This is a genomic window from Micromonospora sp. NPDC049374, assembly GCF_040677165.1.
Lineage (GTDB): Bacteria > Actinomycetota > Actinomycetes > Mycobacteriales > Micromonosporaceae > Micromonospora.
The window spans coordinates 1-24,007 of sequence record NZ_JBFAQH010000018.1; the positions used below are offsets into that span (position 1 = coordinate 1).

Here is a 24,007-nt window from a genome sequence, read left to right on the forward strand (position 1 = left end):
ACCCGAAGCCTCAAACGCTACATAGCCCGCCAAATCTGGCGCACCCTCGAAGCCACCGCTTGACAAAAACCGTCACAGATCTTGCACTTTTGGTCTCCGTTACGCGGCTTCTGTGCCGGTTCGCGACGACCGGAAGTGCAAGATCGCGGGTGGGGTGGGGAAGAATGAGGGTGTGGCGGTGGAGATGGGGCGGGAGCGGTTCGAGGAACTGGTGGGGGAGGCGCTTGATGAGGTTCCGGAGGAACTGCTGGCGCTGATGAGCAACGTGGTGATCCTGGTCGAGGACGACCCGCCGCCCGGGGAGGACCTGCTCGGGCTGTACGAGGGACACGCGCTTACCGAACGCGGCTGGGACTACGCGGGCGTACTGCCCGACCGCATCCTCATCTACCGCAACCCCATCCTGCGCATCTGCCACAGCGACGAGGACGTCGTCGACGAGGTGGCCGTGACCGTGGTGCACGAGATCGCCCACCACTTCGGCATCGACGACGCGCGCCTGCATGAGCTGGGCTGGGGTTGACGGTCCCGTCCAGGGTTGCGGGCTGGCTCTACCGTCTCGGCCAGGTACGGCTAGTACGGGAGGAACCATGCGCAGCGAGCTGTTCTCGGCGGCGAATCTGGAGCAGGAGTCGGCGCAACCCGGCATGCGGTTGCAGAACTCCAAGATGCTGAAGATCGAACTCGACGGTGAGGCGATGGCCCGGGTCGGTTCGATGGTCGCGTACCAGGGTCAGGTGCAGTTCCAGGCACTCGGCTCCGGCGGCCTGGGCAACTTCCTCAAGCAGAAGCTCACCGGCGAGGGCGTGCCGCTGATGAAACTCAGCGGGCGCGGCGACGTGTTCCTGGCCGACTTCGCCAAGGACGTGCACGTCATCGACCTGGAGCCGGGCGACGCCCTGTCCATCAACGGCTCCAGCGTGCTGGCGTTCGACGCCACCCTGCGCTACGACATCAAGATGGTCGGCGGGGCCGGCATGGCCTCGTCCGGCCTGTTCAACTGCGTCTTCACCGGGCACGGGAGGATCGCCGTCACCACCCGGGGAACCCCGGTCGTGCTCAACGTCGACGCGCCCACCTACGTCGACCCACAGGCCGCCGTCTGCTGGTCGGCGAGCCTGCAGACCGGCTACCACCGGGCCGACCAGATCGGGCTCGGCACGCTGCTGGGGCGCAGCACCGGTGAGGCGTACACGATGAGCTTCGCCGGCCACGGCTTCGTCGTCGTCCAGCCCTCCGAGGAACCGCCGATCATGGGCAGCGGTCAGCAGGACCAGGGCGGTGTGCTCGGCGGCCTGTTCCGGTAGGTCGTGGTCTCATGAGGCTCGCGCGCAGCCGGGCCCGGCTGCGTCGGCGGGCTCCACCGGGTCGCTCAGGTCAGCTCGCCCGCGCGCAGCCGGGCGAGCCAGGCGGCGGCGTCGGTGTAGTCGGCGTCGGAGAGGCCCGCCGGGGCGGTCACCGGCCGTTCCCTGGCCGATCCGTCCCAGCGGTGCCGGGGATACGAGCCGAGGAAACGTACGTCGGCGCAGACCCGGCGCAGCCCCTGCAACGCCTCGCCCAGCCGGGCGTCGGCGACGTGGCCGGTGCAGTCGAGGAAGAAGACGTAGCGGCCGAGGGCCTCGCCCGTCGGTCGGGACTCGATCCGGGTCAGGTTGACGCCCCGGACCGCCAGTTCCATCAGCACGGACAGCAGCGCGCCCACCCGGTCGTGCGCGATGTAGACGGCGAGCGACGTCACGTCGTCGCCGGTGGGCGGCGGAGGCGGACCGGGCCGCGACAACAGCGCGAAGCGGGTCACCGCGTCGGGGTGATCGGCGATCTTGTCGGCCAGGACGGCGAGCCGGTGCCGGGTCGCGCCGATGGGTGCGCAGATGGCCGCGTCGTACTCACCGTCGGCCGCGCCGGCCGCCGCCGCGCCGTTGGACAGCACGTCCACCACGACCGCGTCGGGCAGGTGCGTCCGCAGCCAACCCCGGCACTGGGTGGACGCCTGCGGGTGGGCGGCGATGCTGCGTACCGACGGCAGCAGGGTTCCCGCCCGTGCCCCGAGCACGAACTCCACCGGCAGGATCACTTCCCGGGTGATGACAAGCGGTTCCCCCTCGGCCAGCTCGTCGAGGGTGACCCCGACCGCGCCCCCGATCGAGTTCTCCAGCGGCACCAGAGCCGCATCGGCCTCGGCGGCGCGGACGGCCTCCAGTGCCTCGCCGACGCTGCGGGCCGGCGTGCGGCTGCCCCGCTCGGCGGCGGGCACGGTGCGTAGTGCCTGCTCGGCGAAGGTGCCCTCGGGGCCGAGGTAGACGAAACGGGTCGGCGGCGTTCCCGGCATGCGCTCAGCCTACGCACCCGGAGTCGGCGACGAGCCCGACGGCGTGGGTGAGGGGGTCGACGGAGTTGGCGATGGCGTCGGCGCGGGGACCGGCACCGGAAAACCGCCGCCGTCGCTGCCACAGGCCAGGGTCTGGATGCCGGGCGGACTGGCGACCCGCACCTCGGCCGTGCACACGTCGGTGCCGGCGGTCACCAGGCGCAAGGTCCCGGCCCGGTCGCGGGTGACCACCTGGAGCGGTTCGTAACCGGCGACGTCGAGGGTGGTCAGGTGCCAGTCGGCGGCACACAACGGACCGTTGCGGACGCTGACCCGAGCGCTGCCGGGCAGCAGCCCACGACGGCCACGCACCAGTTCGATGATCCGCTTCGCGGACGGCTCGCCGGGGCAGGCCAGCGCGACCAGTCCCGGGTCGGACGACGGAGTGGTCGGACCGGCACCGGGAAGTGCGCCGAACGACGGCGTGGCGGAGCTGGTCGGGCTGCTCGGCGCCCGGGTGGGCGCCAGGGTCGGCAGACCGCCGCTGTCGCGTACCTCCGGGGGCGCGCCACATCCGCCGGCCAACACGGTCAGCACGGCAACACCGATCAGCCGACCGTGCCGACGGCGCGGCCGGCGGGAGACCTCGGCAGGGGACCGGGAGCCGGCGGTGGGCCGATCGGGGTCGACGGGGAACGGCGAGCTGGGCGGCACGGGGTGGTCCTCAGGGCGGGAAACTCTGGATGGCAGGTGGCCGAGCCCATGGTAGGAGGAAGTCAGACCTCGGAGAAGAAGGTGAGGGAGCCGGCCACCTCGCCGTCGGCGACCACGGGGGTGGAGATCGCGTCGACGGTCGCGTCGGCTGCGTCCTCCATTGCCGACTCGATCCGTAGCAGGCCACGGGCCAGGCGGCCGGAGGTGAGCGCCAGCAGCGGCGGGATCTTGTCGATCTCGGGCTCGGCCAACTCGCCGCGGTAGGCGGTGAAGTCGAGCAGTCGCAGCCCGCCGTCGAGCAGCGGCAGGCCGATCACGTCCTCCGGCGCACCAAGTTGAAGCAGCTCGCAACCGGCGGTGGAGACGGCAAGCACCCGGGTCTCGGCGTCGATCAGCAGGCAGGGTTCGTCGGCACTGGAGACCGTGGCCGACCAGCGGCCGATGTTGTCGCACCCAGGCTCTGTCGGTGTCCCCCCGGAGGGTGCGAACACTTCCGAGAGCGAGAGTTCGACGTGGGCCACCGAGCCTCCTATGCACACCGACGGTACGTCCACGCTAGCCGGTCGCGGCAGCGACCGCCGACCGCGTTGGGCGTACGGTGCCGTCGGTGTTGATCAGTGCCCGGTCGGCGACGGCGCGGGCCGGCGGGAGCTGAGCCGTGCCCGGCCGCGTGGCGTCGCCGCTGACGTTACCGGCGGCCGGCCGGCTTGTCAGCGGCCATTCGGCCGTCCTCGTACCACCGGTAGTCGGCCGCCGGCGGGTAACCGCCGTTTCCCCAGGTCCCGGGGTGCTGCGCGACCCGGGACAGCTTCTCGGCGGTGGCCGGGCTGATCCGGTTGCCGCCGGCCACGAGGAGCCGGTCGAGCTCCCGATGGGTCGCCATGAGGCAATCCTTCGGCAGACCGTAGACGCTGATGACCCCGGAGCCCACGAAGGTGAGCACCGGGGTCACCGGGATCGGGTGGCCGACGGCCGCGGTCAGCGCCTTGCTCGCCCGTCGGGCGTCGCGACGGGCCTCGGCCACGTACGGCGGACGCTTGCCGTTGATCTGCACCACGTCACCGGCGACCAGGACGCGGGCCCGGCCGTGGTCGGCGATGGTGACGGCGAAGAGCCCGCTCGGGCCGATGGCCAGGAACCCGGCCCGGTTGTCCGCGGGGTCGTCGAGGAGGACATCGGCCACGTCGGTGCGGGGCCAGTCGATCACGTGCCAGGCCGGCCCGAGATGGTCGAGCTGACCGAGAGCGCGGGCACCGGCCGCCTCCAGCCGTCGCGCGCCCCGCTCCGCCCGACGGCGGCGGGCCCACTCCAACGGAGACGGGCGAGGAGTCGCGACCACCCCGGGAGACTCGGCCCGGGGGTGCGGTACCGCCACTGGCGGCAGCGCCCTGGCGGACGGTACGGCTCGACGTGCGGGGAAGACAGTCATCGCGACCTCCGGCAAAAGGTCCCTCGAAGTTACGTTCTCACTACCCTACGTTGCCAGTCCCGGTGCTCGGCAAGCCGGAGCGCCGGAATGACTGTGGATGAATGCCATATTCACCCACGGTTGTTTTACCGGATACCGCCAAACCCTGCCCTACGCTGCGGGGGTGAGCCACCACGTGGACAGTGAGGTCGGCCGGCTCGGCACCGTCCTGTTGCACCGGCCGGGGCCGGAACTCGCCCGGCTGACCCCACGCAACAACGACTCGCTGCTCTTCGACGCGATCCCGTGGGTGGGCCGGGCGCAGGAGGAGCACGACGCCTTCGCGGGAGCCCTGCGGGAACGCGGCGTCGAGGTGCTCTACCTGACCGAGCTGCTCACCGAGACGCTGGCCGTGTCGGAGGCCCGGACGGAACTGACCGACGAGGTGCTCAACTCGCCCAGGCTCGGCGACAGCCTGCGCGCCCGGGTCGCCGCGCATCTGGCGTACCTCGACCCGGCCGCGTTGGCCAGCGTCCTGGTGGCCGGTCTGGCCCACGAGGAGCTGCGGCTCGGCCGGGACCGCCGGGGTGGCCTCGTCTACACCCTGATGGACCGACACGACTTCATCATCGACCCGCTGCCCAACCTGCTGTTCACCCGCGACTCGTCACTGTGGATCGGTGATCGGGTCGGTGTGACGAGTCTGGCGATGCCCGCCCGGCGGCGGGAGACCACGCTTACCGACGCGATCTACCGTCACCATCCCCGGTTCGCCGGCACCGAATTCGTCTACCGGCCTGGCCTGGAGCCTCTGGAGGGTGGCGACGTGCTGCTGCTGGCACCCGGCGTGCTGGCCGTCGGGGTCGGCGAGCGGACGACACCCGCCGGTGCCGAACGCCTCGCGCGTCGGGTCTTCGCGGCCGGCCTGGCGCACACCATCCTCGTCGTACCGATCGCCCAGGAACGGGCCACCATGCACCTGGACACGATCTGCACGATGGTCGACGTCGACGCCGTGCTGATGTACCCGAACGTGGCCAGCACCCTGTCGGCGTACACCGTCATCGCCGGTGCCGACGGCGAGGACCCGCGGGTCGACGGGCCGGCGCCGTTCCTCCGGGCCGCCGCGGACGCGATGGACCTGGACCGGCTGCGGGTGATCGACACCGGGCTCGACCCGGTGACCGCCGAGCGGGAGCAGTGGGACGACGGCAACAACACCCTGGCGCTCGCGCCGCGACTCTGCGTCGGCTACGAGCGCAACGTCGAGACAAACGCCCAGTTGGAGCGGGCCGGCATCGAACTCATCCCGATCGCCGGCTCGGAGCTGGGCTCGGGACGCGGTGGCCCCCGCTGCATGTCCTGCCCGCTGCTCCGGGAGCAGGGCAGGGCAGCTTCCTGACGGCTGGGCGGAGCAGGTGCCCGGTGGGACCAGTCAGCTGCCGGGCTGCGGTCAGCGCAGGGTGAGCTGGCGGCCGAGCAGCCCCTGCCGGGACCTGCGGGCGTCGGGGTCGAGCGGGCCGGTCTCGGCCAGGGCGTCGGCGTACCGCTTGGCGAAGTCGGCGACCGGCTGCTCCCAGTCACCGGCCGGGGTCGCCTCGGGCAGGTCCCAGACCGGCACCAGCCGCCCGTGGGCCCGGAACATGCCGGCGAACCGGGTCTGGTCGCCGAGGGTCAGCGAGCCGGCCGCGCCGAGCCGAGCCAGCGCATCCAGGGCGGCCTCCTCGGCCTCGGGCAGCACCCAGCGGACGTGAGCCTTCTCCGACACCCGGCACCAGTACGCGGCACGCGCGGCGGTCAGCCGCACCGTCGGATAGATCGCCGCGTTGGCCCGCTCCAGGGAGGCCCGCACGGTCGGGTCCTCGGCGGCTTCCGGGGCCAGCCAGAACTCGAAGCCCTCGTGCAGGCTGATCTCCAACGGCCCATCGACCAGGATGTCCTGCAACCGGGGACCGGGACCGGGCAGCGGCGGCACCGCGACCTGGGCGCCGGGGGCGGTACGCAGTGCGCAGAGCAGCGACTCGGCCAGGTCGCGAGAGACGTCACCGGACTGAAGATGACGTTGGAGCCCGATGAAGATGTGGCCGTCGTCCCGGCTCATCGCGGGGGCGGCCATCGGCAGCACGGTGGCCAGCGTGACCGGTCGGTCGCCATGCTCGTCGACGAGCGCCGGGGTGAGCCGCAGCGGTGCGGAGGCGGCTGGCACCAGCTCCCGCAGGGCGATCCACTCGGGCTCGTCGGCCAGCCCCTCGAAGGGCCGGGGAACGAAGACGTCCCGGATCCGTTCCCGCTTGCCGGACGCGGCGGCCCGCTGGTTCTTTCGACGCTTGCTCACGGCGACACAGCCTAGCGCGTGACACCCGCGCCGGAGCCCTCCGGTGGACGGTAGGGGCCGGACCCGGCAGCGGGTCGACCGACCGGCTCAGCCGGAGGTCACCAGCGCCGGCCGGTCACCGACCGGGTCGAAGTCGGCCCAGACGCTCTGCCCGAGACCGTCGCGCTCCACACCCCAACTGGTCGCCAGACCCGAAACGATGTGCAGGCCACGGCCGTCGGCGGCGTCCGGGTCCGGCGGGCGGATCCAGGGGGCACCCGCGGCACCGCCATCGGTGACGCGCAGTCGGAGCTGCGGACCCTCGGGCGCGTGGCGCAGCCGCCAGGCGACCCGGACCACGCCGCCCGGCAGCGGGTCGGCATGCCGGACCGCGTTACCCACCAGCTCGGCCAGGACCGCCACGAGATCCGCCAGCATCGCCGGGGACACGCGGCCCGCCAGCTCGGCGGCGAGCCGGTGCCGGGCGATCCGCGCCCCACTGGCATGGTGCGGCACCACCACGCACCACGCCCGTTCGACCGCTGTCGTCGCCACCTCTGCCCCTCTTTCGCCCCGTGACCCCCACTGTCACCTGCGGGGCAGCCGCACCTCTGCGACCGTACCCCCACCACTTCTCGGTCGAAGGAATACCCACCCATTCTGTTGTTCAACGATCCGGCGAACCAGATAGAGGCCGAGACCGGTGCCGGGATAACGACGCCGGTCGCCGGAGTCTCCCTGCCAGAACCGGTCGAAGGCCCGTTCCACGTGCTCCGGGCGTACGCCGATGCCCCGGTCACTGACCCGGAAGCAGACGGTCTGGCCGTCGGCACCTGCGGCGACGTCGATCGGGGAGTCAGGTGGGGAGTACTTGCCGGCGTTGGTGACGAGTTCGGTGAGCACGGTGGCCAGGCTCTGCCGATGGCCGATCGCCCTGGGCAACTCGGCCGGCACCTCAAGGGTGGTCCGCCGACGCAGGTCCGTGGGCAGGTCGGCGATCGCGACCCGGAGCGTCTCGGTGAGGTCGAAGGGTGCCGGCGGCCCATCGCCCGGCCACGCCTCGGCTGCGGAGGCGAGCAGCCGGTCGAGCAGCCGGGCCAGTTCGTTGGCCCGCTGGCCGATGACCCGGGCCGCCTGCCGCCGGTCGGTCTCGCTAAGCGATTCCCAGTGGTCGGTGAGGGTGTCCGCGTAGCCCTTGATGACGGTGACCGGGGTACGCAGCTCGTGGCTGGTGACCGCGACGAAGAGATCCCGTTCGTGGTCGTGCCGCTGCTGGTCGGTGGTGTCCCGGAAGGTGACCACCCGCAGGGCGCCGGGGCCCGGCAGCTCACCCGAGGTGATCCGCAGCCAGCGTCCGCTCGGCAGGCGATGATCGAGGACCTGCCCGGACGGCGGCAGCGGGAAGGGCAGCGGCTGGTTGATCGCCTCCGCGGTGGACCGACCGGTCACCTGCGCGGCGGCCGGATTCCAGAGCCGGACCTTGGCGTCCCGGTCGACCACGGCCAGCCCGTCGGCGAGCGCCGCGACCACCGGACCGTCGCCGTGCACCGGCAGGCCGCTCTGGTCGCCGTACATGTGGGCGATGCAGGAGCCGAGGTAACCGACCACGCCGCGTTGCTCGGCGGTGGGTTCCTCGTCGCCGGCGAGGTAGAGGGCGTGCAGGCTGCCGACGGTGTGGCCGCCGATCGAGGCCCGGGAGACGACCATCCGCCGCAGGCCGCGCTGGGCCAGCTCGCTGGTGAGCGGGTTGGTGAACTGGTCGGTACGTACGCACTGCACCCGGGGGCCGGCGAGCAGGCAGATGGTGACCGGATCGTTGGCGGGCAGCGGCCGACCGACGGTCCACTCGGCGGCGCCGGTGGCGGCTATCACCCGGCCACCGCTGGGCGCGAACTCCACGAACGCCATCCCGGCGGCCCCGAGTGCCGGCTGGGCCACCCGGAGCAACTGGTTCAGGACCGGCAGACCCGCGTCACCGGAGTTGATCATCTCGATGACGGCGGTGTGCCCGGCGATGAGAGCCGAGTAGTCGGTGCGGTCCGGCATGACCCCGAGTGTGCCTGCCGTCCGCGTTCCCGGGCACCCCCGAGCGGCTTAGGCCGCGATCACCGATGCAGCCGGGCGAGTGTCTGCGCCGGGCGGTCGGTGATCACGCCGTCCACCCGCGCCGCCAGCACGAGGTCGAGGTCGGCCGGCTCGTTCACGGTCCAGACGTAGACCTGACTGCCGGCCGCCCGCAGCGCCGGGACCAGGGCGGGACGGGCGCGGACCAGCGCGATCCCCGGTCCGGCGATGCCGGCACCGAACGGCAGCCGACCCATCGGCAGCCAGCGGGGCAGCACCTCCAGCAGGAGCACGGTGGGCAGCGCGGGAGCCAGTGCCCGGATCCGGCGTACCGCCAGCGGGGAGAAGGACATCACGGTGACCCGTACGGGGGTGTCCGGGCGCGGCTCGGCCAGATCGTACCGACGCAGCAGGGCGACCAGCCGCCGCTCCACGTTGCCGCCGTAGCGGGACGGATGTTTGGTCTCCACCAGCAGCCGGACGGGCCGTCCGGCGGCCAGCACCGCCTCCAGCAGTCGTTCGAGGGTGAGCAGCCGGGTGTGCGAGTCGTCGAGCACCTCGTCGCCGTTGGCCGGAACACCCCCGGGATGCCAGGAACCGAAGTCCAACTGCTCCAACTCGGCGAGCGTACGCGCGCTGACCAGACCTCGGCCGTTGCTGGTCCGGTCCAGCCGCCGGTCGTGTACGCAGACGAGGTGCCCGTCGCGGGTCAACCGGACGTCGCACTCCAGCCCGTCGGCACCCTCGTCGAGGGCGCGCAGATAGGCGGCGAGGGTGTGCTCGGGCAGGTCGTACGAGGCGCCACGGTGCGCGAAGACGAGAGGGCCGTCCACGGCTCGCGTCCTACAGGACCCGGCCCGGCTGCCCGTCCGAGCCGACCACCGGTCGACCGGCCGCCGCCCAGTCGCCCATCCCGCCGGCGACGTTGCTCACCTGCTCCCAACCGTTACGCAGCAGATACGCGACGACCTGAGCGGAGCGACCGCCGGAGCGGCAGATGACGGCCACGTCCCGGTCGGTCGGCACCTCGGCCAGCCGGGCCGGCAGTTCCATCATCGGCAGGTGGTGGGCGCCCGGGGCGTGGCCGGCGCCCCACTCGTCGTCCTCCCGGACGTCGAGCAGGTACGTCTGATCGTTGATCTCGGAAACGGTCACGGTGGGTATCTGAGGTCCGAACACGGGTACCAAGCCTAGAACCTCGTCGCGCGGCCGCCCGCGACCTCCCGGCGGGATGGCTACCGACACCTCTCAGAGCCGGGTCACCCAGCGCGGATGGGCGCCGGCCCACTCCGGCATCCGGCTGCCGCGCACCGCCGCGAACAGCCCGTCACCTTCGTGGTCGAGTCGGACGTAGGACACCTGGTCGATCATCTGGGGGTAGGACGGCACCTGCACGCCGCGTAGCCCGTCGGTGGCCAGTCCGTGCAGCGCGAGCAACAGCTCCTCCACCGGCACGCCGTTGGTGTCCAGCGTCAGCGAGCCGCCGACGGCCCCGATCAGCCGGTGCAGCCGTACCGGGTCGGTGCGTAGTCGGGTATCACCGGCCTGCTCCAGCATCGCCCCCAGCAACTGCTGCTGGTGGGTCTGCCGGTCGTAGTCGCCGCCCGGCAGGTCGTAGCGCTGGCGCACGTAGTCCAGCGCCTGTTCGCCGTCCATCCGCTGGCAGCCGGGACGGAAGACCCGGTCGGTGTGGATCGACTTCACCTCGTTGCGTACGCACATGTCGACCCCGCCGAGCAGGTCGATCACGTTTCGGAGACCGGCGAAGTCGACAAGTGCGGCACCGTCGAACCGGATGCCGGTGAGCCGGGCCAGGGTGGCCGAGAGCAGGTGCGCACCGGGCCGACCGCCGCCACCGTACTCGTACGCCGTATTGATCTTGTCTTCGCCGCCGGGGTAGCCACCGCCCGGCGGGATGGCCACCAGCAGGTCGCGCGGCACGGAGACCAGGTAGCCCTCGCGTAGCCCGGGTGGCACGTGCACGATCAGGATGGTGTCGGTGCGCTGCTCGGAGCCGGCGTCACCGGGTCGCCGGTCCGAGCCGACGAGCAGGTAGTTGAGGGGGCCGTCCAGGTCGGTGCGGTCGGCGCGGGCGCTCGGGTCGAGCAACTCCGCCCGGGTCATCGTGCGCTCGTACCGGTCGGTGAGCATCCGGAGCCCGACCACGGCGAGCGTGGCCAGCAGCACCGCCGTCAACCCGATGCCGAGCAGTACGCGAGGCCACCGCGGTCCCCGGGTGCGCCCGCCCGGTGCCCGCTCTCCGCTCGTACGCCGCCGCCTGGCCGTGACGTCCCTCCCGCGAACCCAACGTGAATCTGACTCACATCAGGCTACGGAACTGTCACGAAGAGTGACGACGGTTTCGGCTATCGCGATGCCCTGCCGGTCACTTCCGGGAGGAGATCACCTCAGGGTTGTAGAAGACGAACTCGGCGAGCTTGTCCTTCCGAACCGCCTGGAACATGTCCAGGGTCTGCTCGCTGAGCGCCTCGGTGCCGTTGCCCTTGGCGTTGTACGTGCCGCCGTTGGTCTTCAGCATGATCAGTTCGTTTCCGGTCACCCCGCGCATGGTGAAGACGAAATCCTCCACCGGCACACCACCGGTGTCCAGGATGAACGCCTTACCGGCCGCCTTGATCAACCCGTTCAGCTTCACCGGGTTGGTCAGGCTCCCGTTCTGGGTGGCCTTCTTGGCCATCGCCTTGATCAGCTGCTGCTGGTTCTGCTGGCGGTCGTAGTCGCTGTTCTTGAGGCCGTACCGCTGGCGGGAGAAGTCCAGGGCCGCCCAGCCCTCCATCTCCTGGCACCCCTTCTTGTGCACCACCGGGGTACGCGGCTTGCCGGTCTTCTTGGCGTCCGCGTTCCACATCGGCTTGCCGTCGACGTACGACATGTGGATCGAGGTGACCTCCTGCTTCGGGCAGATGCGCACCGAGCCCAGCGAGTCGATGACGTTCTTGAAGCCGCCGAAGTTGATGATCGCGGCCCCGTCGAAGCTGACCCCGGTCATGCCCTTGATGGTCTGCGCCATCAACTGGGCGCCACCCTCCCAACCGCCGCCGTTCTGGGCGCCGGCCTGGAATGCGCCGTTGATCTTGCCGACGCCGCCCGGGTAACCGGTCTTCTCGAACGCCGGGATCCGCGCCTCGGTGTCCCGCGGGATCGAGATCAGGTACGCCTGGTCGTGGGTGGCCGGGATGTGCAGCACGATGATGCTGTCCGCGCGTACGTCGTCTGCCGCCCACCGCTCCCGGGCGTCGACCCCCAGCAGCAGCATGTCGATCGGGCCCTTGAGATCGGCCCCACCCTCCGCGGAGGTCTTGCCGGCGTCGCCGAGCAGGTTGCGCTGGGAGATGCTGCCGGTGGCCTGACTGATCACCGCCTTGCTGCCGACGATCGCCACACCGCTTGTCATCATCAGCGCGGCGCCGAAAATCACGGTGAGCCGGGCCCAGAGCGGATCCTTGCGCCGGGGGCGCTTCTTGCCGGACTTGCCGGAGCCTTCGCCCGTGAGGGTGGGCGGGGCGGCGGACGCGCGCGGCGGCTCAAGCAGGGCGGGGCTGTGAACCGGCATGCGTGCTCCAGCTCGTGTACGCAGAAGGGGGCGGGAACACTTTACGTTCGCATTCCGGTGCTGGCGAGTTCGCGTGGTGTCCAATTCACGTTCTCCACCGCGTCATCCTGCCGGAATGGCCGATCGTCCACTTAGTTGTGGACGATCGGCCGTTCCTGTCGTCGCTCGTGCTCAGCCGTTGCCGGTGGCCGGCTTCTTGTTGGCCTGCATCCAGTCGGCCATCGTGTCCCCGGCCATGGCCCGGTACATGGTCAGCGCCTTCTCCCGGTCGGAGACGACCACCGACTCGCCGTTGATGGTCTGGCTGCCCAGGTGCGGGCTGGTGACGAAGGTCAGGTTCTCGCCCCGCAGATTGCGGAACTGCACCGCCATGTCGGTGAGCGAGAAGCCCTGGTCGACGGTGACCGCTTCGGTGACCGACTGGAGGAAGGCGTTGAGCTTCTTCGGGTTGGTAAGCGTGCCCGTGCTGGCCGCCTTGTCCATCAGCGCCCGCAGGAAATCCTGCTGGTGGCGCATCCGGGCGAAGTCACCGTCCGGGAACTGCTTGCGCTGGCGGATCCAGTCCAGGGCTTCGGTGCCGTTCATGTGGTTGGTGCCCTTGGTGAACTTCCGGTACGGCTTGTGGATCGAGGTGATGGTCCGCTCCACCTCCAGGTCCACCCCGCCGAGGGCGTCGGTGACCTGCTTGAACCCGGCGAAGTCGATGGCCATCACGTGATCGATGTGCACGTCGGTGAAGCACTCGACCGTGCGTACCGCCAGGGGCAGGCCACCGAACGCGAACGCAGCGTTGATCTTGCGACGTTGCCCCGTCTCGCATCCCGCACCGGCGCTCTCCGGGATCGGCACGTACAGGTCCCGTGGGATGGAGACGAGGTACGCCTGCTTGTGGTCGGCGGGGATGTGCATGACGATGATCGTGTCGGCCCGCCACTCGCCGGCCCGGTCCATCGGCGCGTCCGGATCCCGCGAGTCGGTCCCCACCATCAGAATGTTCAGCGCGCCGTTGACCGCCTTGGGTGGCCGGTCACCGGTGATCTCCGAGAACGGGTCGGTCCGGGCCATGTTGTTGTCGAGGCTGCGGGCGTAGAACCAGGCACCCGCGCCGCCGATCAGGGCCAGCACCAGCACGGCGACACCGGCCACCAGCGCGATGCGGCGCCAGTGCGGCCGCCGTCGCGGCGACGGGCCGCCACCGGGCCCACCCGGACCCAGCGGACCGCGTGGTCCTCCCGCGCCGCCGGACGGGATCGGCTCATCGTCGTACGCCGGGTGCCACCGGGTGTCGTCGGTCGGCCCGCTGGCCCGGCCCCCGCGCCCCGGGCCCGGCACCGCCGCCCGGCCGGCGCTGCGGTGCAGGTGGAGGGCCGGTAGCGCGGCGGAAATGGTCGCTGACATGTAACTCAATGTACGCAGCGCGAGCCAGTCTCGCCCCTACCGAACCGTGCGCCGTCGCTGTCGACTACCCCAGGCGCTGGCGGAAGTGTTCGATGGTGCGCCGCAGTCCCTCCTCGGGAGCGACGGTGGGCTCGTAGCCGAGCGCGTCGCGGGCGAGGGTGAGATCCGGGCGGCGCATCTCCGGGTCGTCGGCACTGCGCGTGACGTAGGTCACCTCGGACCGGCTGCCGCAGAGCGACACGATCGTCTCGGCCAACTCCCGCATGCTCATCTCGTGCTCGGTGCCGCAGTTCACCGGCCCGCTCTCGGTCGAGTCCAGCAGCAGCAGGATGCCCCGGACCAGGTCGGCGACGTAGCAGATGGAACGGGTCTGGTTGCCGGTGCCGTGCACGGTGATCGGCTCGTTGCGCAGCGCCTGGGAGATGAAGGTCGGGATGGCCCGCCCGTCGTCCGGCCGCATCCGCGGCCCATAGGTGTTGAAGATGCGCACGATCGCGGTATCCACGCCCCGACTGCGGCGGTACGCCATCGTCGCGGCCTCCGAGAACCGCTTCGCCTCGTCGTAGACGCTGCGAATGCCGATCGGGTTGACGTTGCCCCAGTACGTCTCCCGCTGCGGGTGCTCCTTCGGGTCGCCGTACGCCTCGGAGGTGGAGGCCATCAGGAACCGGGCGCCGTCGGCGGCGGCCCGCTCCAGCAGGTGCAGGGTGGCCACCGAGCCGACCCGCAGGATCTCCACCGGCAGCTTCTCGAAGTCGGTCGGGCTGGCCGGTGAGGCCATGTGCAGGATCGCGTCGAACCGGGCCGTCAACGCCGGGTGGCTGGGCAGGCCGTCGGAGATGTCGGCCTCCACCAGGGTGAAGTTCGGCGTGTCGAGCAGGTGCGCGACGTTCTCCTTGGACCCGGTGACGAAGTTGTCGAGGACGACGACTGTGCAGCCGCGTTCGATCAGGGAATCCACCAGGTGCGACGGGACGAAACCGGCGCCGCCGGTGACCAGGACCCGGTGACCGGGACCGAAGCGCTGCTCAACCTTCATGACTGGTCAGCCTAAAGGAGTGGTCGGTCCGTCGTAACGGTCAGGCCAGTTCCCGGTAGCGGCCCCGGTGGTGCAGCAGCGGTTCGGCGTCGTCGGCCAACTCCACGCGCTCGATGGTCGCCTCCACCAGTAGGCCCCAGCCGTACTCCCGGGCACCGTCGAGGCGGCAACCGGCCCAGCCACCCGCGTCGCCCGGCACCGGCCCGTACGGCGTGTCGACCCAGGCGCCGGTGGCGAAGAGGCCGCCCGGCGACGGGAACAGACCGGCGAACCGGTCGGCGAGCTGCCGGTGTGGTGGACCGAGCGGCGTCACGGCGAAGCGGCCCGTCTCCTCGACCGCCGCCCACAGCTCCGACTCGGCGTCCACCAGTCCGAGCAGTCGGCCCGGCTCGCCCTCGGCGACCAGGGTCGACGACACCGTCAGCCCGGCCGGCCCGGGCGCCGTCCAGAGGGTCACCGGCGCGGCGATTCGCCCCCGCAGCCGGCGTACCGGGGAACGTTTGTCGGCCGGCGCGGCGAACGGGTCGGTGTGGTGGATCTGGGCACCCGGCTCATGATTCACGTGAAACATTGTGACCCGTCCGCCTGCCGGACCTTGACCGCAGCCTCGCGAGATGCGGCATGTCGCGGTATCCGGCGGTAGTGATGCCGCAACATGCCGCAGGTGGTGGCGACGGTCAGCGGCGGGGGGTGACCAGGGCGAGCAGTTCGGGTTGGCGGCGGTCCAGCACGTCGCCGGCCAGGTACGCGCCGAGCAGCGCCGCGCCGACGCCGTAGGCCACGCCCAGCGGCAGGCCCAGCCAGAGCCAGGCGTCGCCGAGCAGTGCCGCGGCGAGCACCATCGGTGCGGCGAGCGCGGCGGTGGCCACCATGGCCAGCAGCGTCAGCATCCCCTTCACCACCCCGGCCCCGCTGTTCATCGCGAACGGGTTGCTCGTCTCCGGCAGCGAGTACGCGCCCAGCACGGAGACGAACGAGTTGACCGCCAGCCCGGCACCGTAGGTGGCGACCAGCGCACCCGCCATGAACCCGATCCACGCCGGCTCGCCGAGCACCAGCGCGATCACCACGGCGACCACCGCCAGCATCGGCAGCACGTAGAGCGAGAACGCGGTGATCCGGGCGCGCAACTCCAGCCGACCCGGCACGCCGGCCACCACGTTGGCCGCGTACGCGCTGCCGTCGAAGCCGAACTGGTTGGCCAGCGTCACGGCGGCGAGCAGACCGACGAAGAGCATCGAGAGGCTGACCAGCACCGGTGAGGAGTCCCCGGCGGGGCTGAAGCCCTGCTCGCTGTCGATCGTGAAGCCCTGCCCACCGAAGTTGACCATCACCGGCACGAAGAGACCGACCACCGCGATGGTGATCAGATTGGCGCGTCGACGGGCGTCTCGCCACCAGTAGCGGGCCTCCCGGGCGACCAGGGCACCGAACCGGTCCCGACGCAGCCAGCCGGCGGCCCGGGGAAAGAGCTGGGCCACCACGCCGCCGGTGACTCCGGGCTTTGCCCGGGTGGGTCCGGCGCTCGCCGCGCCCACCATCGCCGACTCCAGTGAGCGTGACCACCAGGCCAGCAGCGCGACGATCGTCACGACGGTGATCAGCAGCTTCACGGGTGCGGCCCAGGCCCGGCCCTGTGCCACGTCGATACCCGCCGTCCAGGGGGCACCGAAGGGGGTCCAGCCGATCACCGTCGCCACGCCGGTGAGCCGGTCCCAGTCGGTGTCCTGGATCGCGGCCACGCCGGCGAGTTGCAACGGGCCGAGCGACGCGGCGAGCACCGCGAGCAGGACGGCGGCCAGGTCGCGTACCCGGCGGGAGCGCAGCATGGAGGCGAATGCGCTGGTCACCGCTCGGGCAGCGGCGACGCAGAGGAGTAGCCCGCAGACCACCCCGACGGCGGTGACCAGCGCGGCCGACCAGCCGCCGAACACCCCGGCGGTGACCACCAGGCCGGAGAGGGCCAGCAGCACGGCGACCGCGGGTACGCTCACCAGCGCCGCCGCGAACAGCCCGGTCACCAGGGTGCGCCGGGACAGCGGCAGCAGCGCGAACCGGGCCGGGTCGAGGGTCTCGTCGACGCCGAAGAAGACCAGGGGCAGCAGCAGCCAACCGAGCACCGTCAGCCCGCCGGCGAACGCGGCGATCAGCAGGGCGTACCGGTCGTCGCCGGCCAGCCCGGGAGCGGCCAGGCCGAAGAAGGCACCGACCGCGAACCAGAGCCCGATCAGCGAGCCGACCAGGAACAGCGCCACCCGCCAGCCCTGACCGCGGAAGTTGTTGCCCATCACCCGCAGCTTGAGCCGGACGAAGTGACGCGCCGAGACCGGCCGCGCCTGGTCCGCCGGCACGGTCACCGGGACAGCCACGCCAGCTCCTCACCGGTGGCGGTACGCCCGCCGACCACCTCGACGAAGACGTCCTCCAGCGAACGGTCGCCGCGTACCTGCTCCAGCGTGCCGACCCGCTTGATGGTGCCCCCGGCGAGGATCGCCACGTGCGAGCAGAGCCGTTGCACGACCTCCATGACGTGGCTGGAGAAGACCACCGTTCCGCCCCCGGCCACGTACCGCTTGAGGATGTCCCGGATCAGTGCCGCCGAGACCGGGTCGACCGCCTCGAACGGCTCGTCCAGCACGAGCAGCCGGGGCCCGTGCAACAACGCGCAGGCCAAACCGATCTTCTTCTTCATGCCGGCGGAGTAGTCGACCACCATCGTCCGGCCGGCATCGGCGAGAGCCAGCACGTCGAGCAGCTCCGCCGCTCGCTGGTCGACCACGGTGGGGTCCATGCCGCGCAGCAGACCGTGGTACGCCAGCAGCTCGGCCCCGCTGAGCCGGTCGAACAGGCGTACCCCGTCCGGCATGACGCCGAGCAACTGCTTCGCGGTGACCGGGTCGGCCCACACGTCGCGACCGAGCACCCAGGCCCCTCCGGCGTCGGGGCGGAGCAGCCCGACCGCCATGGACAGGGTGGTGGTCTTGCCGGCGCCGTTCGGGCCGAGCAGCCCGTAGAAGGAGCCGGCCGGGACGTCGAGATCCACGCCGGCCACCGCGACCTTGCCGTCGAAGCTCTTGGCCAGGCCGCGCAGCGCCAGCGCCGAATGCTCACCAGTCATGCGCCCGACCGTATCCCGTTCCGACCAGCCCGCCGCCCGACCGAAGGAGGATCCGCAGCTCATCCCCGAGTCGGACCAGCGCCGAGCCGGTGCCGGAGGAGCCTCTCCTCACGAACGGAGGGCGTCGGGGGCGTGCAGCCGGAGCATGGTGCGGCCGATGTCGGCCGGGGCACGGCGGCGGGTGGCCAGCGAGACCGCGATCATCACCGTGAAGGCCAGCGGCACCGTCCACGCTGCCGGCTGGGCGATGAGGGCGGCCGGCCAACCGGTCATGGGCGGGCCGAGGACGGTGATCAGGACCGACGTCACGGCGGCGCCACCGCCGACGAGGATCCCGGCGGCGGCGCCCGCGTCGGTGAGGCCCCGCCACCAGATGCCGAGCACCAGCAGCGGGCAGAAGCTGGACGCGGCGACCGCGAACGCCAGCCCCACCACCTGCGAGACGTCCAGGCCGGAGACGTTGAGGGCGAGGATCGTCGGCACCACCCCGGCGATCACCGTGGCCAGTCGGAAGCCGCGCACCGAGCCTCGACCGAGCACGTCGGTGGAGATCACCCCGGCGACGCTGGTGAGCAGCCCGGACGAGGTGGACAGGAACGCCGCGAACGCCCCGGCGGCGACCAGCGCCGCCAGTAGCCGGCCGGTGGTCCCGGCACCGAGCGCCGCCTCGGGCAGCAGTACCACCACCGCGTCGGTCTGGCCGGTGACCAGCAGCTGCGGTGTGTAGATCCGGCCCAGCACGCCGTAGATGGTGGGCAACAGGTAGAAGACGCCGACCAGGGCAAGCACCACAAGCGTGGTCCGGCGGGCCGAGGCCCCGTCGGGGTTGGTGTAGAAGCGCACCAGGACGTGCGGCAACCCCATGGTGCCCAGGAAGGTGGCCAGGATCAGCGAGTACGTGCCGAACAGCCCCCGGTCGTCGGATCCCGCGGCGCTGGGCAGCAGCCAGTCGGTCGCCCCGTTCGCCACACCGGAGACCTCCGGGACCGGTTCACCCTCGGCGAAGCTCAGCTCGTCGCCGGGGCGTACCTCCAGGGTCTGGCCGTCGGCGAGGGTGAGCACCGCCCGCTGCTCGACCACGACGGTGGTCGCCGTCCGGAACGTGGATCCGTCCGGCGGGGTCACCGCAGGACGGCCGTCGGACTGCCACTGCAGGGCCAGGAAGATCGCCGGTACGGCGAGCGCGGTCAGCTTGAGCCAGTACTGGAACGCCTGCACGAAGGTGACCGCCCGCATCCCACCCAGGGCCACGTTCGCGGTCACGACGGCGGCCACCACAAGCGCGCCGACCGGGTACGGCGAGCCGGCCAGCGTGGCCAGCGTCAGGCCGGCACCCTGGAGTTGCGGCACCAGGTAGAGCCAGCCGATGAAGATCACGAAGACGGTGGCCAGCGTCCGTAGCCGGCGGGACCCGAGCCGCAGCTCGCAGAAGTCGGGCAGGGTGAACGCGCCGGAGCGGCGCAGCGGCGCGGCCACGAAGAGCAGCAGGGCCAAATATCCGGCGGCGAACCCGACCGGGTACCAGAGCACGTCCACGCCGTACTTGAGGATCAGCCCGGCGACGCCGAGGAAACTCGCCGCCGACAGGTACTCGCCGCCGATCGCGGCAGCGTTCCAGGTGGGGCTGACCACCCGGGAGGCGACCAGGAAGTCGGAGGTGGTGCGGGCCAGCCGCAGCCCGTAGAAGCCGATGGCGACGGTGACCAGGGTGACCGCCACGATCGCCGGTACGACGAGGTCGTTGCCCACGTCAGCGCTCCGGCCGCTGGACCAGGTCGGTGAAGTCCTGCTCGTTGCGTTCGGCCAGGCGGACGTACGTCCACCCGACGGCGACCAGGAACGGGAAGGAGAGCACCCCGAGCAGCAGCCACGGCAGGTTGACGCCGAGCACGGTCATCCGGCCGACCGAGGGCGCGATGGCGAACAGCCAGGGCAGCCCGCCCAGCCCGACCATCACCACCGCCGACAGTTGCAGGGCCAGGGCCAGTTGAGCGCGGACCAGGCCGCGGACGAGTGCCTCACCGACCCGGGTCTGCTGGGTCAGCTCGGTGTGGGTACCCGCGGGCCAGTGCGGCCGGCGGGACACCTCGGCCAACACCACCCGGGTACGCGCGGGCGGCCCGGACCCGACGCGCTCGTCGACGGTCCCGGTCGGATCGGGTCGGCGGGGTGCCGGCAGTGCATCCTCGGCGGCCATCCCGGCAGTCTCGTCCGCCCGACGGGAATGTCAAGCGGCCTGTGGACAACGATGTGGACAACGGGTCCGGCCTGTGGACAACCCGGTGGACAACGTCGCCGATCAGCGGCTCCACTCCTGCTTGGCGGCCCGGACCAACTTGTCCTTCAACTCCCGGGTGTGCCGGCGGCTCACCGGCAGCTCGGTACCGTCGATGACCACCACGTAGCCGGAGTTGACCAGGCGGAGTTCGGCGATCAGCCGTAGCTGCACCAGGTACGACCGGTGGATCCGGACGAACCCGGCGTCGGCCCACCGTTCGGCGAGCGTGGCCAGCGACACCCGCACCAGGTGCGACCCGTCCGCCGTGTGCAGTCGGGCGTAGTCGCCCTGTGCCTCGACCCACCGCACGGCGGACCGGGGCAGCATCCGGGTGGTACCGGCCAGCTCGACCGGGATCGTGGGATCCTCCTCGGCCCGGGCCAACGCGGCGGGATGGGTGGGTACCACCCGCGAGCCGACCACCCGGCGCAGCGCCTCGGCCAGCCGCTCCGCGCGTACCGGCTTGCGCACGTAGTCGGTGGCGCCCACGTCGAAAGCGTCCGCAGCACCGTCGTCGTACGCGGTCACGAAGACGATCGCCGGAGGTCGGGCGAAGCGGCGCAGCACCCGGGCCAGCTCCATGCCGTCCAGGCCGGGCATCCGGATGTCCAGGAAGACCACGTCCACGTCGTCGTCGCGGAGGACCCGCAGCGCCTCGGTGGCGTCGCCGGCCGTGTGCAGCCGGGCCACCCGGGGGTCGGCCCGCAGGTGGTACGCCAACTCGTCAAGCGCCGGTGGCTCGTCGTCGACCGCGAGCACCCGCAGGAAGCCGCTGGCGGCGGCCGGGCCGGAGCCGGTCACGAACCCGCCCGTACGCCGGGGTGGAACTTCGGCACCCGCATGCTCACCCTCGTACCCGAGCCGACACCGGTCTCGACGACCAGCCCGAAGCCGTCACCGAAGACCGAGCGCAGCCGCTCGTCGACGTTCGACAACCCGACGTGCTGGCCCGGGTCGTCCCCCGGGTCGCCGGTCGACCCGGCCAGCTCGGCGATCCCCGCGGTCAGCGTGGCCGGATCCATCCCCACTCCGTCGTCCTCCACCGTTATGTGGCATTCGGCGCCGGCATCCCGGGCCTCGATGCTCACCATGCCCGTGCCTGGCTTACGCGACAACCCGTGGCGTACCGCGTTCTCGACAAGTGGTTGCAGGCACAGGAACGGCAGGGTCACCGGCAGCACCTCGGGGGCGATCTGGAGCCGCACCTGAAGCCGGTCGCCGAACCGGGCCCGCTCGATGGTCAGGTAGCGGTCGATCGAGCGCAGCTCCTCGGCCAGCGTGGTGAACTCGCCGTGCGCCCGGAACGAGTACCGGGTGAACTCGGCGAATTCCAGGATCAGCTCTCGGGCCCGCTCCGGGTCGGTGCGGACGAAGGAACCGATCGCGGTCAACGCGTTGTAGATGAAGTGCGGACTGATCTGGGCGCGCAGAGCGCGTACCTCGGCCCGGGCCAACCGCTCCCGGGACGAGTCCAGCTCCGCCAGAGCCAGTTGGCTGCCGGCCCAGTGGGCGGTCTCCAGGGTGGCCTGGACCAGACCGGGTGCCGGTGCGCCGTCGGTGACGGCGACAAGCGCGCCGGTGATCCGGCCGGACGCCCCACCGAGCGGGGCCACCACCGCGCCCCGGACCGGGCAGTCGATCCGGTCGCAGGTCAGCTCCGCCTCGCCCAGCACGGTGGAACGTTCGGATGTGATCACCCGCCGGGCGGCGGTCCGCAGCTGCTCCCGGTGGTGCGCGCCGCGTCCGTCGAGCGCGAGCAGGTCGTCGGTGTCGGTCAACGCCAGCCCTTCCGCGCCGACCAGGGTGCGCAGGTGGCGGGCGGCCTTCGCCGCGCCGGCCGGGTTCAGCCCGGCCCGCAGCGGTTCGGCGGCCAGCCCGGCGGTGTGCAGCACCTCGTAGGTGGCCCGTTGGCCGGGAGTAGCGATGCCGCGCCGCCCCCGCAGCCGGCCGACCGCGAACAGCGCCCCGGCCAGCACACTGACCAGTGAGAAGACGCCGATCACGGCGGAGAGGTTGCCACCCACGTCGACGATCCTGCTGGTTGCGGACGCTGTGGGAAAGGGGTGGGCACCGGTCAGTACGCGCCCTTGCGCGCCACGACCACGCCGACCGTGCGCCACAGGATGCTCAGGTCGTACGCCAGCGACCAGTTGTCGACGTAGTACAGGTCCAACCGGACGGCCTCGTCCCAGGAGAGATCGGAGCGGCCGGACACCTGCCACAACCCGGTCATACCCGGACGGACCAGCAGTCGGCGTCGGACATCACCCAGGAAGTCGCCGTCGTCGGCGGGCAGCGGGCGCGGCCCGACCAGCGACATCTCACCCTTGAGCACGTTGATCAGCTGCGGCAGCTCGTCAAGCGACGAGGCGCGCAGGAAGCGGCCCACCGGGAAGACCCGGGGATCCTGCTTCATCTTGAACAGCATGCCGTCGGTCTCGTTCTGGTCGACCAGGCTGGCCAGCCGGTCCTCCGCGTCGACGTACATGGTCCGGAACTTCCACACCCGGAACGTGCGCCCCTCGTGCCCCACCCGGGGCTGACGGAAGAAGACCGGACCCGGATCGGAGATCCGGATGGCGATGGCGATCGCGATGAAGACCGGGACCAGCGCGAGCAGCCCGAGCCCCGCGGCGACGCGGTCCATCATGTTCTTGGCCAGCAGTGCCGGCCCGGACAGGGTGGGTTCCTCGACGTGCAGCAGCGGCAGGCCCTCGATCGGGCGGATGTGCACCCGGGGCCCGGCGATGTCGGTCAGTTGCGGAGCGACCACCAGGTCTACCCCGGAGCCCTCCAACTGCCAGGCCAGGCGGCGCAGTTCACCGGGCTCAGCGCTGGCCGAGCCACAGACCGCGATGGTGTCCGCGCCCACCTCGCGTACCAGGGCCAGCACGTCGCGGCCCGCGTACACCGGAACCGGGGTCTGCACGCCCTTGGCCGCCGCGTAACCGTCGGTGATGTGGATGGCTACCGGGACGAGCCCGGCGGACGGGGTACGGGTGACCGCCGTGTACACCTCAAGGCACTCCGGCAGGGTGCCGACCAGCACCATCCGGTGCGCCGCCTGCTGGATGTTGCGCCGGACGGTGTGCAGCACGAAACGGGCCAGGATCCGGCCCAGCAGGATCAGCAGCAGCGCCAGCAGCAACGCAGTGCCGACGGTGAACCGGGACAGGTCGGTCTTGGTGGCGAAGGCGAGGAACGACAACGCCGCGCAGACGGTCACCCCCGCCCGGATCACCCGCTTGAACTCGTCCGGCCCGAGCCCGAGGCAGCGTCGGTCGTAGGCGCCGTTGAACCAGAGGATGACCAGCCAGCTGAGCGGCAGCAGCAGGAACGCGACCGTGTAGAACCAGGTCGGATCGTTCTGGGCCTGGTGGAAACCCGCGGTGGCCTGGTCGAAGGTGCGGATCGCGGTGTAGCTGGCGAAGGCCGCGGCGGCGAAGTCGAGCAGCAGCAGGATCGCCGTGTAGGGCCGGTGCCAGCGCGACACGCGTCGTCGGGCCCGGGCCCACGCCGATCGGGGTACGCCGTTCGGCGACGACGGGTTCGGCGGCTGGATCTCGAAGCTGTCGACGTGCCGCACGAGTCTGCTCCGGCCTTCGTTGGTCACCGGGCGCTGGAGGCTAGCCGTCACCTCACCCATGTCCTCCCGCATGACCCGTCGCGTTCACTCGCCGTGACCGCCCGGGTCGCCCACCGTTCCAGTTTCCCACGCGAGTTCCGTTCCGTCGCCGACCCGAGGGACATTGCGCGGCGGCCACCTACCGCCTGGGATCTGGCCGGCCCCGT

Annotated in this window: 24 protein-coding genes; 3 read left to right on the forward strand and 21 right to left on the reverse strand. The window is 71.5% G+C overall.

The window, feature by feature from the left end; all coding sequences use genetic code 11:
* Window positions 1-178 precede the first annotated feature (178 nt).
* Window positions 179-523, forward strand: a complete 345-nt coding sequence (locus AB0J93_RS25095) for a metallopeptidase family protein (protein WP_281566818.1) — start codon at window positions 179-181, stop codon at window positions 521-523.
* Window positions 524-590: 67 nt separating this feature from the next.
* Window positions 591-1,307: an AIM24 family protein gene (locus AB0J93_RS25100; RefSeq protein WP_363924782.1), complete on the forward strand. Its 717-nt coding sequence runs from the start codon at window positions 591-593 to the stop codon at window positions 1,305-1,307.
* 65 nt (window positions 1,308-1,372) lie between these two features.
* On the opposite strand, the gene pheA is transcribed toward AB0J93_RS25100, so the two are convergent.
* The 4 genes from pheA to AB0J93_RS25120 form a co-directional block, all read right to left on the reverse strand.
* Complete coding sequence (gene pheA / locus AB0J93_RS25105) at window positions 1,373-2,329, reverse strand: prephenate dehydratase (protein WP_363924783.1); 957 nt, start codon at window positions 2,327-2,329, stop codon at window positions 1,373-1,375.
* 9 nt (window positions 2,330-2,338) lie between these two features.
* Entirely contained in the window at window positions 2,339-3,022 is a 684-nt protein-coding gene (locus AB0J93_RS25110) for a hypothetical protein (protein ID WP_363924784.1), read from the reverse strand.
* Between the two features lie 62 nt (window positions 3,023-3,084).
* Window positions 3,085-3,543, reverse strand: a complete 459-nt coding sequence (locus tag AB0J93_RS25115) for a PAS domain-containing protein (RefSeq protein ID WP_363924785.1) — start codon at window positions 3,541-3,543, stop codon at window positions 3,085-3,087.
* Window positions 3,544-3,710: 167 nt separating this feature from the next.
* The gene (locus tag AB0J93_RS25120; RefSeq protein WP_363924786.1) at window positions 3,711-4,451 is read right to left on the reverse strand and encodes a hypothetical protein; all 741 of its coding nucleotides are present in this window, start codon (window positions 4,449-4,451) and stop codon (window positions 3,711-3,713) included.
* A gap of 163 nt (window positions 4,452-4,614) precedes the next feature.
* On the opposite strand from AB0J93_RS25120, the gene AB0J93_RS25125 reads away from it, so the two are divergent.
* On the forward strand, window positions 4,615-5,832 hold the full coding sequence (locus tag AB0J93_RS25125) for an arginine deiminase (protein ID WP_363924787.1): 1,218 nt from the start codon (window positions 4,615-4,617) through the stop codon (window positions 5,830-5,832).
* Window positions 5,833-5,883: 51 nt separating this feature from the next.
* Here AB0J93_RS25125 and AB0J93_RS25130 read toward each other — a convergent pair whose 3' ends face one another.
* The 17 genes from AB0J93_RS25130 to AB0J93_RS25210 form a co-directional block, all read right to left on the reverse strand.
* A complete protein-coding gene (locus AB0J93_RS25130) occupies window positions 5,884-6,765 on the reverse strand; it encodes a DUF5926 family protein (protein WP_363924788.1) in 882 nt (293 codons plus the stop codon).
* A gap of 87 nt (window positions 6,766-6,852) precedes the next feature.
* On the reverse strand, window positions 6,853-7,299 hold the full coding sequence (locus AB0J93_RS25135) for an ATP-binding protein (protein WP_363924789.1): 447 nt from the start codon (window positions 7,297-7,299) through the stop codon (window positions 6,853-6,855).
* A gap of 33 nt (window positions 7,300-7,332) precedes the next feature.
* On the reverse strand, window positions 7,333-8,790 hold the full coding sequence (locus tag AB0J93_RS25140) for an ATP-binding protein (RefSeq protein WP_363924790.1): 1,458 nt from the start codon (window positions 8,788-8,790) through the stop codon (window positions 7,333-7,335).
* A gap of 59 nt (window positions 8,791-8,849) precedes the next feature.
* The gene (locus AB0J93_RS25145; protein ID WP_363924791.1) at window positions 8,850-9,641 is read right to left on the reverse strand and encodes a glycerophosphodiester phosphodiesterase family protein; all 792 of its coding nucleotides are present in this window, start codon (window positions 9,639-9,641) and stop codon (window positions 8,850-8,852) included.
* A gap of 10 nt (window positions 9,642-9,651) precedes the next feature.
* The gene (locus AB0J93_RS25150) at window positions 9,652-9,987 is read right to left on the reverse strand and encodes a rhodanese-like domain-containing protein (RefSeq protein ID WP_363924792.1); all 336 of its coding nucleotides are present in this window, start codon (window positions 9,985-9,987) and stop codon (window positions 9,652-9,654) included.
* Window positions 9,988-10,056: 69 nt separating this feature from the next.
* Window positions 10,057-10,995, reverse strand: a complete 939-nt coding sequence (locus AB0J93_RS25155) for an LCP family protein (RefSeq protein WP_363924793.1) — start codon at window positions 10,993-10,995, stop codon at window positions 10,057-10,059.
* 199 nt (window positions 10,996-11,194) lie between these two features.
* Window positions 11,195-12,382 (reverse strand): LCP family protein, encoded by a 1,188-nt coding sequence (locus tag AB0J93_RS25160; RefSeq protein ID WP_363924794.1) that lies wholly within the window; start codon window positions 12,380-12,382, stop codon window positions 11,195-11,197.
* Between the two features lie 171 nt (window positions 12,383-12,553).
* Window positions 12,554-13,780: an LCP family protein gene (locus AB0J93_RS25165; RefSeq protein WP_363924795.1), complete on the reverse strand. Its 1,227-nt coding sequence runs from the start codon at window positions 13,778-13,780 to the stop codon at window positions 12,554-12,556.
* A gap of 64 nt (window positions 13,781-13,844) precedes the next feature.
* On the reverse strand, window positions 13,845-14,819 hold the full coding sequence (locus AB0J93_RS25170; protein ID WP_363924796.1) for an NAD-dependent epimerase/dehydratase family protein: 975 nt from the start codon (window positions 14,817-14,819) through the stop codon (window positions 13,845-13,847).
* Window positions 14,820-14,859: 40 nt separating this feature from the next.
* Entirely contained in the window at window positions 14,860-15,390 is a 531-nt protein-coding gene (locus AB0J93_RS25175) for a flavin reductase family protein (RefSeq protein ID WP_363924797.1), read from the reverse strand.
* A 106-nt stretch (window positions 15,391-15,496) separates the two neighbouring features.
* On the reverse strand, window positions 15,497-17,188 hold the full coding sequence (locus tag AB0J93_RS25180) for an ABC transporter permease (RefSeq protein WP_363924798.1): 1,692 nt from the start codon (window positions 17,186-17,188) through the stop codon (window positions 15,497-15,499).
* Window positions 17,173-17,937, reverse strand: coding sequence for an ABC transporter ATP-binding protein (locus AB0J93_RS25185; RefSeq protein ID WP_363924799.1), 765 nt, complete (start codon window positions 17,935-17,937; stop codon window positions 17,173-17,175). Before AB0J93_RS25185 ends, AB0J93_RS25180 begins: the two co-directional genes overlap by 16 nt.
* Before the next feature lie 108 nt (window positions 17,938-18,045).
* Complete coding sequence (locus AB0J93_RS25190) at window positions 18,046-19,686, reverse strand: cation acetate symporter (protein WP_363924800.1); 1,641 nt, start codon at window positions 19,684-19,686, stop codon at window positions 18,046-18,048.
* Between the two features lies 1 nt (window position 19,687).
* Complete coding sequence (locus AB0J93_RS25195; protein WP_363924801.1) at window positions 19,688-20,134, reverse strand: hypothetical protein; 447 nt, start codon at window positions 20,132-20,134, stop codon at window positions 19,688-19,690.
* A gap of 102 nt (window positions 20,135-20,236) precedes the next feature.
* Window positions 20,237-21,016, reverse strand: a complete 780-nt coding sequence (locus AB0J93_RS25200) for a LytTR family DNA-binding domain-containing protein (protein ID WP_363924802.1) — start codon at window positions 21,014-21,016, stop codon at window positions 20,237-20,239.
* A complete protein-coding gene (locus tag AB0J93_RS25205) occupies window positions 21,013-22,239 on the reverse strand; it encodes a histidine kinase (RefSeq protein WP_363924803.1) in 1,227 nt (408 codons plus the stop codon). Before AB0J93_RS25205 ends, AB0J93_RS25200 begins: the two co-directional genes overlap by 4 nt.
* A gap of 50 nt (window positions 22,240-22,289) precedes the next feature.
* Window positions 22,290-23,861 (reverse strand): sugar transferase, encoded by a 1,572-nt coding sequence (locus AB0J93_RS25210; RefSeq protein ID WP_363924893.1) that lies wholly within the window; start codon window positions 23,859-23,861, stop codon window positions 22,290-22,292.
* Between the last annotated feature and the right edge of the window lie 146 nt (window positions 23,862-24,007).

Bases quoted from the DNA above. Each gene is read 5' to 3' on its own strand.
- AB0J93_RS25120 (WP_363924786.1), bottom strand. From the start codon at position 4,451: ATGACTGTCTTCCCCGCACGTCGAGCCGTACCGTCCGCCAGGGCGCTG.
- AB0J93_RS25210 (WP_363924893.1), bottom strand. From the start codon at position 23,861: ATGGGTGAGGTGACGGCTAGCCTCCAGCGCCCGGTGACCAACGAAGGC.
- AB0J93_RS25170 (WP_363924796.1), bottom strand. From the start codon at position 14,819: ATGAAGGTTGAGCAGCGCTTCGGTCCCGGTCACCGGGTCCTGGTCACC.
- AB0J93_RS25165 (WP_363924795.1), bottom strand. From the start codon at position 13,780: ATGTCAGCGACCATTTCCGCCGCGCTACCGGCCCTCCACCTGCACCGC.
- AB0J93_RS25160 (WP_363924794.1), bottom strand. From the start codon at position 12,382: ATGCCGGTTCACAGCCCCGCCCTGCTTGAGCCGCCGCGCGCGTCCGCC.
- AB0J93_RS25140 (WP_363924790.1), bottom strand. From the start codon at position 8,790: ATGCCGGACCGCACCGACTACTCGGCTCTCATCGCCGGGCACACCGCC.
- pheA (WP_363924783.1), bottom strand. From the start codon at position 2,329: ATGCCGGGAACGCCGCCGACCCGTTTCGTCTACCTCGGCCCCGAGGGC.
- AB0J93_RS25100 (WP_363924782.1), top strand. From the start codon at position 591: ATGCGCAGCGAGCTGTTCTCGGCGGCGAATCTGGAGCAGGAGTCGGCG.
- AB0J93_RS25175 (WP_363924797.1), bottom strand. From the start codon at position 15,390: ATGTTTCACGTGAATCATGAGCCGGGTGCCCAGATCCACCACACCGAC.
- AB0J93_RS25195 (WP_363924801.1), bottom strand. From the start codon at position 20,134: ATGGCCGCCGAGGATGCACTGCCGGCACCCCGCCGACCCGATCCGACC.
- AB0J93_RS25185 (WP_363924799.1), bottom strand. From the start codon at position 17,937: ATGACTGGTGAGCATTCGGCGCTGGCGCTGCGCGGCCTGGCCAAGAGC.